Source organism: Bacteroidota bacterium (assembly GCA_018692315.1).
Classification (GTDB): Bacteria; Bacteroidota; Bacteroidia; order Bacteroidales; family JABHKC01; genus JABHKC01.
Genome location: JABHKC010000046.1, coordinates 1 through 13,651 on the forward strand (window position 1 = coordinate 1; position 13,651 = coordinate 13,651).

12 protein-coding genes are annotated in these 13,651 nt (G+C 33.5%); 3 read left to right on the plus strand and 9 right to left on the minus strand.

Annotated features, from left to right (window positions below):
• Nucleotides 1–368 precede the first annotated feature (368 nt).
• Together HN894_04045 and ftcD are read left to right on the plus strand one after the other, a co-directional pair.
• Nucleotides 369–1,619, plus strand: coding sequence for an imidazolonepropionase (locus HN894_04045; protein MBT7142487.1), 1,251 nt, complete (start codon nt 369–371; stop codon nt 1,617–1,619).
• Nucleotides 1,620–1,663: 44 nt separating this feature from the next.
• Nucleotides 1,664–3,346, plus strand: coding sequence for a glutamate formimidoyltransferase (ftcD, locus tag HN894_04050; GenBank protein MBT7142488.1), 1,683 nt, complete (start codon nt 1,664–1,666; stop codon nt 3,344–3,346).
• A 165-nt stretch (nt 3,347–3,511) separates the two neighbouring features.
• On the opposite strand, the gene HN894_04055 is transcribed toward ftcD, so the two are convergent.
• The 8 genes from HN894_04055 to HN894_04090 form a co-directional block, all read right to left on the minus strand.
• A complete protein-coding gene (locus HN894_04055) occupies nt 3,512–4,291 on the minus strand; it encodes a tetratricopeptide repeat protein (protein ID MBT7142489.1) in 780 nt (259 codons plus the stop codon).
• Between the two features lie 12 nt (nt 4,292–4,303).
• A complete protein-coding gene (locus tag HN894_04060) occupies nt 4,304–6,100 on the minus strand; it encodes a protein BatD (GenBank protein MBT7142490.1) in 1,797 nt (598 codons plus the stop codon).
• Nucleotides 6,101–6,118: 18 nt separating this feature from the next.
• Nucleotides 6,119–6,895 carry a tetratricopeptide repeat protein gene (locus HN894_04065; GenBank protein MBT7142491.1) on the minus strand — a complete coding sequence of 259 codons (777 nt, stop codon included), beginning with the start codon at nt 6,893–6,895 and terminating at the stop codon, nt 6,119–6,121.
• Between the two features lie 57 nt (nt 6,896–6,952).
• Nucleotides 6,953–7,975 (minus strand): VWA domain-containing protein, encoded by a 1,023-nt coding sequence (locus HN894_04070; GenBank protein ID MBT7142492.1) that lies wholly within the window; start codon nt 7,973–7,975, stop codon nt 6,953–6,955.
• 92 nt (nt 7,976–8,067) lie between these two features.
• Nucleotides 8,068–9,066, minus strand: a complete 999-nt coding sequence (locus HN894_04075) for a VWA domain-containing protein (protein MBT7142493.1) — start codon at nt 9,064–9,066, stop codon at nt 8,068–8,070.
• Nucleotides 9,067–9,126: 60 nt separating this feature from the next.
• Complete coding sequence (locus HN894_04080; GenBank protein ID MBT7142494.1) at nt 9,127–10,098, minus strand: hypothetical protein; 972 nt, start codon at nt 10,096–10,098, stop codon at nt 9,127–9,129.
• A gap of 99 nt (nt 10,099–10,197) precedes the next feature.
• Nucleotides 10,198–11,061, minus strand: coding sequence for a DUF58 domain-containing protein (locus HN894_04085; GenBank protein MBT7142495.1), 864 nt, complete (start codon nt 11,059–11,061; stop codon nt 10,198–10,200).
• A 92-nt stretch (nt 11,062–11,153) separates the two neighbouring features.
• Complete coding sequence (locus HN894_04090; GenBank protein MBT7142496.1) at nt 11,154–12,164, minus strand: AAA family ATPase; 1,011 nt, start codon at nt 12,162–12,164, stop codon at nt 11,154–11,156.
• Between the two features lie 127 nt (nt 12,165–12,291).
• On the opposite strand from HN894_04090, the gene truA reads away from it, so the two are divergent.
• A complete protein-coding gene (truA, locus tag HN894_04095; GenBank protein MBT7142497.1) occupies nt 12,292–13,050 on the plus strand; it encodes a tRNA pseudouridine(38-40) synthase TruA in 759 nt (252 codons plus the stop codon).
• A 12-nt stretch (nt 13,051–13,062) separates the two neighbouring features.
• On the opposite strand, the gene HN894_04100 is transcribed toward truA, so the two are convergent.
• Nucleotides 13,063–13,509 carry a DUF4143 domain-containing protein gene (locus HN894_04100; protein MBT7142498.1) on the minus strand — a complete coding sequence of 149 codons (447 nt, stop codon included), beginning with the start codon at nt 13,507–13,509 and terminating at the stop codon, nt 13,063–13,065.
• Between the last annotated feature and the right edge of the window lie 142 nt (nt 13,510–13,651).

The window sequence follows — 13,651 nt, forward strand, 5'->3', positions numbered from 1 at the left end:
TTTATTCAGGCACTTCTTAGCAAGAATGAGAAGAAAAAGCAAGTGCTATACTAAAAAGTTAGAAATGTTGAAACAAGCTGTAATGATGCTCATGTTGAAATGGAATAATCAATTAAGTATACTTTGTTAACAATGCCCTTTATTTATATGCCAAATATAGTAAATTTAACAATACAAAAAAGCAAATTCCTTAAAATCGTAATTTTCAAATGAATAAAGTCTTTTCACATTATTTTTGAAAGCGAGCCTGAAAAAACTTCTATTTGGTCACCATTCCGATAAAAAACCAAAGAATAAATAAACTTACAGAAAGATGTTTTCCATATAATCTAATAATTGTATTTTCGTAGCTTTAAAAAAATGAGATTATGAGCATTCTGATTATAAATATTAAGGAACTAATAAATACTGAGAAGCAATCAAGATTGAAAGTTTGTGGTAAAGATATGGCAAATTTGAGTACAATAAAAAATGCCTATTTATTGATTGAAAATGAAAAAATTGCCGATTTTGGTTCAATGGAAGAAATCGACATTAACCAGTTTGAAGGAAATTCAGATGTCGAAATTATTGATGCAAAAAACCGCATGGTTTTCCCTAGCTATTGCGATTCGCACACCCACCTCGTTTATAGCGGAAGTCGCGAAATTGAATATGGCGATAAAATAAGAGGGCTTTCTTACGAAGAAATTGCCAAACGAGGAGGCGGGATTTTAAATTCGGCAAAACTTTTACATAATACTTCTGAAGACTCGCTATACGAGCAGGCATTGGGCAGAATCGACGAAATTATTAAACTGGGCACAGGTGCTGTTGAAATAAAAAGTGGCTATGGCCTGAACACCGAAGATGAGCTTAAAATGCTCCGCGTAATAAAACGTTTGAAAGAAAATACCGAAATAACTATCAAATCTACTTTTCTGGGAGCACACTCAATACCAGCCGAATATCGTGGCAATCAAAGCGAATACGTCGATTTGGTAATTAACGAAATGATACCACAAGTTGCTGCCGAAGATTTAGCGGATTATATTGATGTGTTCTGCGATAAAGGATTTTTTACAGTAGAAGAAACCGATAGAATTCTACTTGCAGGAATGAAATATGGTATGAGGCCAAAAATTCATGCAAACGAATTAAACTATTCCGGAGGCATACAGATTGGAGTGAAGTATAATGCTTTGTCTGTTGACCATCTCGAATTTACCGGAGATGCCGAAATTGAAGCATTGTTAAATTCCGAAACCATGCCAACACTCCTACCCGGAGCAGCTTTTTTTCTTGGAATGATTGATCCTCCTGTAAGGAAAATGATAGATGCAGGACTTCCAATTGCCTTGGCTTCCGACTACAATCCAGGATCTTCTCCATCAGGAAATATGAAATTTATTATGTCGCTGGCTTGCATAAAACTGCGTATGTTGCCCGAAGAAGCCATAAATGCCTGCACAATAAACTCTGCTTATGCTATGGGCTTGAGCGAAACTCACGGTAGCATTGCAAAAAACAAAATTGCTAATGTTTTCATCACAAAAGAAATTCCAACATATGAATTTATGCCTTATGCTTATGGTAGCGATTTGGTTGAAACCGTTATTTTGAATGGAAAAATTGTATAGATAAAAGTAAAAAGTAAATATAATAATAAATTAAAAATTTAAAGATGAAGCAATTAATAGAATGTGTTCCTAACTTTAGCGAAGGGAGCAATATGGAAATTATTAAGCAAATAACAGATCAAATTGAAACTGTTGAGGGCGTAAAACTTCTTGACGTAGATCCGGGGGCATCCACCAACCGTACAGTTGTAACTTTTGTAGGAACACCTGACGAAGTTGTTGAGGCTGCATTTCTGGCAATAAAAAAAGCTTCCGAACTTATCGACATGAGCAAACACAAAGGAGAACATCCACGTATGGGAGCTACTGATGTTTGCCCATTTGTGCCAATTGCAAATATTTCTATGGAAGAAACCGTAAAATATGCTCACAAACTTGCTAAACGAGTTGGTGAAAAATTGGAAATTCCGGTATATTGCTACGAATTTGCAGCTATGCAAGAAAAACGCAGAAACCTTGCATTTTGTCGTTCGGGAGAATATGAAGCTTTGTCTGAAAAACTTCAAAAACCGGAATGGAAACCAGATTTTGGACCTGCAAAATTTAACGCCTCGGCAGGTGCAACAGCTATTAGCGGAAGAAATTTCCTTGTTGCCTACAATTTCAATTTGAACACAACCTCTACTCGTAGGGCAAATGCAATAGCTTTCGACGTGAGAGAAGCAGGCAGAATGAAACGCACCGGAAATCCAGTTACCGGAAAAATTGCACTTGACGAAAATGGCGAAAAAATCAGAATCCCCGGAACGCTCAAAAAAACAAAAGCTGTAGGTTGGTTTATTGAAGAATATGGTGTTGCACAAATCTCTATGAATATGACGGATATCACCGTTACTCCTATTCATACAGCTTTCGACGAGGTTTGCAAAAAAGCTCAGGAAAGAGGAATTAGAGTAAGCGGTTCTGAACTTGTAGGCTTAGTTCCTTTACAAGCAATGCTTGATGCCGGTCGTCATTATTTAAAAAAACAAGAACGCTCGTGCGGAATTTCTGAAGCTGAAATAATAAAAATTGCGGTAAAATCGCTTGGGCTCGACGAGTTGAAACCGTTTAATCCGAAAGAAAAAATAATTGAATATATTCTCGATGACGACAGTAAAAGTCCCTTGATAAATATGAACTTGACTGAATTTGCAGACGAAACTGCTTCGGAATCGCCTGCTCCGGGTGGAGGTTCAATTTCTGCATATATGGGCTCTCTCGGAATTTCACTTGCTACTATGGTTGCAAATTTGTCGTCTCACAAAAGAGGATGGGACGAGCGCTGGGAAGAATTTTCGGAATGGGCAGAAAAAGGTCAATACTACAAAACCGCTTTACTAAAATCGGTGGATGAAGATACCGATGCTTTTAACAAAATAATGACAGCCTTTGGTTTGCCAAAATCTAACAACGAAGAAAAAACAGCAAGAAATCAAGCTATTCAGGATGCTACGAAAAATGCAATTGATGTTCCTTTCAAAGTTATGAAACTTTCGTTTGAAGCAATGGAGGTTATAAAGGCTATGGCAGAAATCGGAAATCCAAATTCAGTAAGCGATGCAGGAGTTGGTGCATTGGCTGCACGATCGGCAGTTATGGGTGCATTTCTTAACGTAAAAATAAATGCGGGTGGATTAGATGATAAAAGTTATATCGAAGAGGTTCTGAAAAAAGGAAACGAAATTGAACAACAAACCATTAAGCTTGAGAAGGAAATTCTTGAAATTGTTAATGCAAAGATTTGAAATTGCTAAGATATCCCACTGATTTCGCTGATTTTCGCAGATTTAATTCAATTTTTTTGAGTTAATCTGCATTATCAGCTGGAAAACTTTTTTTTAGCCTACCAAATGCTACTATATTAATCTGTGGCTAATTTTGTTTTGCAAATTCATAAAGAAACCTCAAAATTAAATTATTGCAATATTATCAAATTTTATCCAACCCATATTTCCATCAGTAAGACGAATTTCACGCCAGTTTGATAAACTATCTTGAACATAAACTTTTGTTCCTTCGTGCAATTGAAATAGTTCGGTTCCGCTTTCATCGGGCGAACTTTTTACTGTAACAGATGGCGAAACTATTATTGCCGAATTACGAACAGAAAGTGCTTTTTTTTGCTGATAAGAAAACACAAAAGTTGAAATCGAAAAAAGTAAAACAAAAATAGAAATTACAAAAGTCGATTTTTTTATCCAAATTTTTTGTGAATATAGGTAGAACGACAAAAAAATCAAGAACAACACAAAAGCTACACTACTCATAATTGCCCAATTGTTGCTAGATGCCGTTGCCAGTAATTGTTTATACCATTTTACCAAGAAAAATTCCGGGATGACATCAATTTTATCAATTGTATGTTCGCGAAGCAAATTTAGATTATAATCAATATCTTCATCGTTTGGAGCAAACAACTTGGCACGTTCTAAATTTAGTAATGCCAAAGTGAAATTTCCAATTTTATAATATGAATTTCCGAGATTATAATACAATTCTGCAGCTTCGTATCCGGTAGCAACAACTTTTTCGTAAGCATCTACTGCCAATTCATATTCGCTATTTGTATAATGTTCATTAGCAAGCTCAATCAATGATGAGTTACTGTCAGCAAGTGCAATCCTATTTAATAATAGAAAAGACAGAATAATTAAAAAATAATAACCTGATTTTAGTATTTTGTTGTTCATAATTCTAATCACTTACTTCTTAATTTTTTGTTCGAAAATACTGAAAATCGACATTGTTTCATGATAAATATTCTGTGTTTGAGATGAATCCTGAACCTGAGAATATCTGGCAAATTCGCAAGTATCAATCAGCTTTTCAAATTTTGAAATTGTTTCATCATCAATTTTGTTGTTTCTAAGTGTTTCTATAGCACTTTCTTTTGAAAGATCAACAAAAGGAATATTCATTTTGTCGCTCAAATAGCCCCAGATTGCTTTAATAATTTCTTTAAAAAACTGCTCATCTTTGTTTTCTTTCATGAATTGTCGAGCCATTTTTAGTCGCTTTTTTGCTTCTTTGTTTGCTCTTTTGTTTTTCACTAAAACGATATTTGAATTGTCTCTGATTTTTTTTCTGTTTATCAGGAATGCAACTATAAATATCAAAAATGAAACTAAATAAATACTATAAAACTTATTGCTTCCAAAAAAATGAACTCCCGATTTTTGAAGCTTCATTTTATCCTTTTTGATGAAGCGGATATCTTTTCCTATAAACTTTACATTTTCTTTTGAAAATCCTGAAATTGTGCTTGTTACATCATCATCCTCTCCCTTTTCTACATGAATTTTATAGGCTTGCGATTTAATTGTTTTATAAGTTTTCGACTTTGTGTCGAAATGAGAAAATTCTATAGGTGAAATTTCAAAATCGCCGGCATGACGCGGTATTAATAAGTATTCAAAAGTTTTGCTTCCGCTGACACCATTTAGCCCGGATTTAAGATTATTTGAAATTTTTGGGTCATAAATCTCAAAATCAGTTGGAAATTTTATTTGTAGAGGATCAATAACTTTTAGGTTTCCGTTGCCCGAAATTTTCACTTTCAAAGTAATTGCATCATTAACTTTTACATTTTGCTTATTTATTGAAGTTGTCATTTTCATGCTTCCGACCGAACCGTTAAATCCATCAGGTTTGTTGGCTGGCAAAGGTTTCACTTTTATTTTTCTTTGATGGCTTTTTGCTTTTACAATAACATTTTTGTAGGACGGTCCGAAAAAACTGCGTCTTCCTGTTTCCTGTCTGATAATGCACTCTGCTTCAAATGGTTCGATTACTATTTCGCCGCTTCGTTGAGGAAACAAAACGGATTGTTGAATGATTCCAACATTAAAAATATCTCCATTTACATTTTCTCTGCTAAGTTGCGACAAATCATTTATTACACGAATATCTTGTTTGACAAAGCCACGAAATGAAGGGAAAGTTGCATCTTTGATATTCGACAAATTTAGTTTTGTATAAATTTTTATAGTTGCAATTATATGTTCGCCAAGAAAAACCTCAGACTTATTGAGTTGGATAGAAACATAAAGGTCTTTATTTGTGATATTTGACGAAGCCGAAGAATTGGAGTTATTTTGTTTGCCTGATTGATTTGCAGACTTTATAACCTCAATGGTAACAGGATTAGACTTGTAGATTTTCCCACCAACATTTATTTGTGCTTGAGCAATTGTAAATTTCCCTATTTTTTTTGCAGATAAATAATAGGCATATGTATATTCAATTGATTTTGAAATTTGTCCATTAATGATAGATGAGCTACTACTTCTTGATGTGTTTGGACCTGAAAGCACATTAAAATCTCGAAATGCAGCCGGACGAAAACTCGTTCCGCTTTCATTTACAGTATATTTTAGTTGAAATTGTTCGCCTTGTCTAACCACCTTTTTTGTAACAAATGCAGTGAATTTTACATTTTGTGCAAACAGACTTACACTGATAATAAAGAGAGATACTAATATTAAGAATTTACGATTCATATTTTTATTTTTGTATGCTTACCAGTCTTTTTCAATTCGTATTTTTTTCGCTTTAGCTTTCTCTTTCTTCAGTTTTTCTTGTACATCCTTTTCGTCATTTTCAAGTGCTTGCAATAGTCGCAAAGCATCTTCTTTCGATATTTGGTCTTTTTTCTGCTGGTCTTTGTTTTCTTCTTCTTTAGCTTGCTTTTGCTCCTGTTCTTTCTGTTCTTTCTGTTCTTGATTTTTTTCTTCTTGCTTTTGCTGGTCTTGTTTTTCTTGTTGTTGTTCTTTATCTTGATTTTCTTTATCTTGATTTTCCTGATTCTGGTCAGGATTTTCGCATTGCTGGTTTTCCTGTTCTTTCAACATTTTTTGAGCAACCGCCAAATTATATTTTGCCGTAGTGTCGTTCGGATTGTTTCTCAAAGAATTTTTGTAAGCTTCAATTCCGTCTTCAAGTTTTCCTGAAGCGAGAAGAGAATTTCCAAGATTATAATATATTTCGCCAAGTTTAGTTTTATCATCTTCTTTGTGAGCAAGCACTTTGAATTGATTTCCGGCATCCTCAAATTTTTCTTGTTTAAACAAAGCATCGGCAAGATTAAAACTTGCTTCGTAAGAATCCAAGTCTTCTTCGAGAGCTTTGCGAAAAGCAACCTCGGCTTTGCTATAAGTTAAAGTATCTACCTTAGATGTATCGCTTTGAGCCTCTTTATATATTTCAACTCCATGGCGAATATGTTTTTTATCGCCTTGCGAAAATGCAAGCAAATGAACAACTATTAAAATCAGCAGTAAACTGTTTTTTTTCATACTATTTCTATTTTCAATTAACAAGTCTATAACTCTCAACTTTAAAACTTTACATCTTTAGACTTTAAAAATATTGACTTCTCTAAACAATTTATTTTTTCTATCGAGTAAAACAAAATCTAACAGGAGAAAAAATATTGCAATGCCAATGAAATATTGGAATCTTTCCTCATATTCTGAATAAATACTCGAAGAAATTTCTTGTTTCTCCATTTTTTCAATTTCATCGAAAAGGATTTTCAGAGCCGATTGAGTATTTGAAGCTCTAACATAGACTCCTTTTCCTGCCAAAGCAATTTCCTGAAGCATTGGTTCATTAAGTTTTGAAATAACCACCTCACCTAACTTGTTTTTTCTAAACTGACCATATCTTCCCTTGATAGGAATTGGAGCACCTTTTGGCAAACCCATGCCAATTGTATGTACTGTAATTCCTTTCTCGGCAGCAATTTTTGCAGCTTCAATGGCATCGTCTTCATGGTTTTCGCCATCAGTAATTACAATAATTGTTTTGCTCGATTCGTCGGGACCAAATGATTTCGCACCCAATTCTATTGCCGAACCTATTGATGTTCCTTGCTTTTGCACAAATCCGGTGTTTACAGTAGAAAGAAACATTTTTGCAGCCGAAAAATCGGTAGTAATTGGTAATTGTGTGTAAGCATCGCCGGCAAAAACTATCAATCCAAATTTGTCGTTTTTCAATTGTTCAACCAATTTTGATATTGCCCGCCTTGCTCTTTCAAGCCTATTTGGTTGAATATCTTCTGCAAGCATGCTGTTCGAGACATCAAGAGCAATAATTATTTCAACACCTTCGCGATTAATATCTTCCAATTTTGTGCCAACCTGAGGTCCTGCAATACCTACAATTAAAGCAATTAAGCCAAAAACAAGAAAGATGAATTTCACAATTGGCCGGCTATTTGAAACATCCGGCATAAGCTTTTGTAAAAGTTGCAAATTGCCGAATTTTTTCAATGCTCGTTTTCTTAGGGTTTGAGAAACCATAAAAATTATTATCAACAACGGAACTGCTAATAATAAGTAAAAATATTGTAATTGTGCAAATTGAAACATCAATTCAAATTTTATATTTATTGATTATTGTTTATTTCTAACTTCAATTTTTCTATTTAAATATCCAATTCGTAATTCATAATTCATAATTACTATGGTAAATATTTCAAAATTGTATTTCTAATGAAAATTTCAAAAAATAGAATTGCGGCGGCATAAAGAGCCCAAATCAAATATTCTTCCTGCTTTTTGCTATATTCTTTAACTTCAATTTTCGATTTTTCGAGCTTGTCTATTTCTTTATAAATATTGGCCAGACTTTTATTATTAGTCGCTCTAAAATACTGACCATCTGTTAGATCTGCAATATCCTTCAAAGTTTTTTCGTCAATTTCTACTTCAACATTCTGATAAACTGTATTTCCAAAAAAATCTTTTGCAGGATAAGGAGCAGTTCCGCGAGTTCCAACTCCTACTGTATAAACTCTAATTCCGAGTGTCTGAGCAATTTCAGCAGCAGTGATTGGAGCAATTTCCCCCTGATTGTTTACACCATCGGTAAGTAAAATTACTACCCTACTTTTTGCTAGACTGTTTTTCAGGCGATTAATTGCATTTGCCAATCCAAGACCAATTGCTGTCCCATCTTCAATCATTCCGTTTTTTACATCTTTAAAAAGATTTATGAGTACTGCATGGTCGGTTGTGAGCGGACATTGAGTGAAACTTTCGCCACTGTATATTACTAATCCCATTCTATCATTTTCCCGACCTGAAATAAATTCAATTGCAACATCTTTTGCAGCTTCGAGGCGATTTGGTTTAAAATCTTCTGCGAGCATACTTCCTGAAATGTCAATTGCGAGAACAATGTCGATACCTTCGGTAGTTACATTTTCCCAATTGTCGGTAGATTGTGGTCGGGCAAGAACTAATACTAACAGCGAAAATGCGAGAATTCGTAAAACAAACATTAGATGTTTTAAAATATGTTTGTAGCTTAAAGGAGCTTTTGCGAATGGCTTGATTGTGGAAACCTGCAAACTTGCATTTGCCGATTTTTGCTTTAGTAAATACCAGACAATCATCGGAATCAAAAGCAGAAGTATATATAAAAACTCAGGATTTGCGTATGTAAATTTTGAAAACATTTAATTTAATTACTATTGATTATTATCGAATTATTAAGATTCAACATATTAATTTTTTATTTATTTTAAGCCATCTTCTTTCTTCTCACTAAGGTTGACAGTTTGTTTGTTTTTTAAAACAAAATCGTATGACTTTTGCATGGACAATTCATGTTCGTTTGCAAGAGGAATATGTTTAGCAAATTTTACCAAATCAGACAATTCCAATATTTTACGAAGTTCTTCTATCGATTCTTTTTCAATATCTTTATTTTGTCCTAATTCGAACAATATTTCATCGCTTGTTTCTTCCATTGCCAAAATCTCAAACCTATGCTCAATAAATATTCTTGTTATTTCGGTAAGTTCGCTATAATATTCTTTTACTTTATTCTTTTGCCATAATTTCTTTTTCTTCAATTTATCAAGCGAATCGAGTGCAATCAAATGTGCAGGTTTTTTTGGTTTAGCTCTTTTCACAATGGGTTTATCTGCTTTTTTCTTCCTAAAATAATAAATCAAAAATACTATTACAACTATAGCAACAATTATAAGACCTATTGGCATAGCAAATCTGTCAAAAAACTCTTCAAAGGTGAAAGGAGTATTTATAGGCGGTTTTATATCTACAATTCCTGTAATCGAATCTATCTGAAAAGTATTTACACCAAGCCAAAGTGGTTGTGAATAAAGTGTATCTTGCCGTCCGTTCATCTCGAATGGGAAAGGCAAAGGCGGGATAAGGTAAGATCCGCTATCGAAACAAGTCAATAAAAATTCCTGTTTCAGAAGAATCTGGTCGGCAGTAATGTATGTTGTGTCAATTTTCGAACGTTCAAGAATCTCAACATTTTTAATTATTGTATCAAGGAAATTTGGAAATTCGATAGTTAGATATGTGGGTTGATTTAGTTCAACTGAAAATTTGATATGATCTCCAATTAAAATCATATTTGTATCAAGTTCTGCTCTTGCACTTATTTCTTGAGAAAAACCTGCTGTTTTTATCACCAAAACAGATAATATTAATATCAAATATTTACTGATTTTCATTCTTTCTTTTTTTGAAATTTAGATTGGAAATTGAAAATTTAAATAGATATTATTCATATACACATAATTCAAATTCTCCCGATAGTTTTCGGGCTAAACTCATCGTTTTTTAAACAAACCCATTAATGGTTTTACATAATCCTGATCTGTACTGATTGAAACATTATCCACACCTGATTTCGAAAAAATGTACTTCAAATTCTTATCAGTGCTGTCCCAATATTCTTTATAGATATTTCTGGTTTTTTTGCTCGAAGTATCAACCCATAATAATTTTCCGGTTTCTGCATCTTTTAATCTGACAAATCCGATTGACGGAAGTTCCTGCTCGCGTTTGTCGTACACTTTCAGAGCAATAACATCGTGTTTTTTGTTTGCAATTTTTAAAGCATTTTCAAATTTTGAATCAATAAAATCGGAAATAACAAAAGCAGTGCATCTTTTCTTAATTGCATTTGTAAAATATCTTAATGCTTCAGCAATATCTGTTTCACGATTTTCGGGTTTAAAATCAATCAACTCTCTGATAATCCTTAAAATATGCGTTCTTCCTTTTTGTGGTGGAATGAATTTTTCTATTTTATTGCTGAAAAATATCACACCAATTTTGTCGTTGTTATGAATCGCCGAAAATGATAACACTGCCGCAATTTCAGTAATAATCTCTTGTTTGAATTGCTGAATGCTACCGAACTCTTTCGATCCGCTGACATCTATCAGCAAAATTACTGTTAGCTCACGCTCTTCCTCATAAATCTTCACGTATGGATGTGCAAAACGAGCGGTTACATTCCAGTCGATTGTCCTGATACTGTCGCCGTATTGGTATTCTCGAACCTCACTAAAAGTCATACCTTTCCCTTTAAAAGCACTGTGATATTCGCCGGCAAACAAATGCTTCGACAATCGTCGTGTTTTTATTTCTATTTTCCTGACCTTTTTTATTAATTCGTTAGTTTCCAAAATAATTGACTATTGATGATTGTTAATTGATTATTTAATATGAGAACTGAAATTCATAATTCATAATTCATAATTCATAATTCATATTTATTTTACGGAACTTCAACAGTATTCAAAATCTCATTGATAATTTCTTCGGATGTTACATTTTCAGCTTCGGCTTCGTAGCTAAGACCAATTCTATGACGAAGCACATCATGGCAAATTGCTCTAACATCTTCGGGCAAAACATATCCTCTATGTTTGATAAAAGCAAAAGCTTTTGCTGCTGCCGAAAGGTTTATGCTTGCTCGTGGAGATGCTCCAAAAGTTATCATATTTTCGAATTTATCTAAGCCATATTCTTTCGGATAACGAGTTGCAAACACTATATCGACTATATATTTTTCAATTTTTTCGTCGAGATAAACATCCTTAACAACTTCCCTTGCTCGAACTATTGCATCGGTTTTCAAAATTGTATCGGGCTTAGGAAAAGTTTTAGCAATATTTTCTCTGATTATTGCACGCTCTTCGTCTTTATTCGGATAGTCGATTACAACTTTTAGCATAAACCTATCGATTTGAGCTTCTGGCAAAGGATAAGTCCCTTCCTGCTCTATAGGATTTTGGGTAGCCATTACTAAGAATGGTTCTTGCAATCCATAAGTTTCAGAACCAATAGTTACTTGTCGCTCTTGCATTGACTCAAGCAAAGCACTTTGAACCTTCGCCGGAGCACGATTTATTTCATCGGCAAGAATAAAATTTGCAAAGATAGGTCCCTTTTTTACAATGAACTCTTCCTTTTTTTGACTATAAATCATAGTTCCGATTAAATCTGCTGGAAGCAAATCCGGCGTAAATTGTAGGCGACTAAATTTTGCATCAATAGTTTGTGCAAGTGTATTTATTGCTAATGTTTTTGCCAAACCCGGAACACCTTCGAGCAAAATATGACCATTAGATAACAATCCAATTAATAAGCTATCAATCAAATGTTTTTGTCCAACAATAACTTTTCTCATTTCCATTGAAATCAAATCAACGAAGGAGCTTTCTTGCTTAATTCGAGCATTTAGTTCGCTAATGTCATGAGTTGTTGTTACACTAATTGTATCCATAAAAATAAGTTTAATAAATAAGCAAAATTTCCAATTGTGATAAATCTCACAAAAAACGCTCAAAATTATTGTTTTGTTTTTTGTAATTTTCTGTATTTTTGTTAAAAAAAGTTAAAAGACAAAAGCATTGAAATTCAGATACTTCATAGAAATTTCGTACCATGGATTTAAGTATCATGGCTGGCAATTTCAGCCAAAAAATATTTCGGTTCAATCTGTAATAACAAAAGCAATTTCGACAATCTTGCAAGAAGAAATTGAAATTACCGGCTGTGGCAGAACAGATGCCGGAGTTCATGCAAAATTTTTTGTTGCACATTTCGATTCAAAAACTGATGGTTTACAAACTGGGAATATTGTTTTCAGGCTAAATAGATTTTTGCCAAAAGATATTGCTGTACATAAATTTTTTCGTGTAAAAAATGAGGCACATGCTCGTTTCGATGCGGTTTCGAGAACTTATAATTATTTGATTATCAGAAATAAAAATCCTTTTTGGCAAGGTTTAGCCTACCATAATTCTACTTTTCTCGACTTTGAAATAATGAACCAAGCTTGCCAGGTTTTGTATGAATATTCTGATTTTACGAGCTTTAGCAAGCTGCACACCGATGTAAAAACAAATATTTGTAAGATACATTTTGCAGAATGGAAACAGGAAGGCGACATTCTGAAATTTACAATTACAGCAGATCGTTTCCTTAGAAATATGGTGCGGGCAATTGTGGGGACCATGATTGAAATTGGAAAATCGAAAATTTCAATCAATGATTTCAGAAATATTATTGAAGCAAAAAATAGATCGGAGGCTGGGGTTTCTGTTCCGGCTTGTGGCTTATATTTGGTTGAGATTGAGTATCCTGAGGAGATATTTGCGGATTTATAATTGGCCTTCGAATCAGTGAACTATAGAATGAGGATATTTTTCGCTCATTAAAAAACCTGCATAAAGTGGAATATTAATAAAATTATTGGATTGATAAAAATTCCGAGGCGAACATCTAATAATATATTTTGGCTTGTATTTTTCTTCATAACTCCTTAAACTTTTAATATTTCTACTTGTACCACTTTTTATTTCGAATGGGAATATTTCGTTTTGTTTTTGCAGAATAAGATCTACTTCAGCATCGCTTTTTGCAGTCCAGTAAAACAATTCGGTTTTCTCGTGAGCTACAAACTCTTGTGTAATAAAGTTCTCAATAAATGCTCCATTATATTCAGAAAAGTATTTTGTTGGATCAACAATAATTTCTGATGAAATATTTAGCATTGCACCAAGCAAACCCGTATCGTGCATGTAGATCTTAAATTTTGAAAAATCGGTATAGCCCGAAAGTGGCAACTTAGCCTGATTAATTCATAAACTTTTTTTTCATAAACGTTTCTACAATTTTCATGCTCAAATATATTAACATTGATGAGTTTTAGTTAATTTTTTTATTCAATTTTAAATTTTACCGAATTTTATTTAGAATCATTCAAAA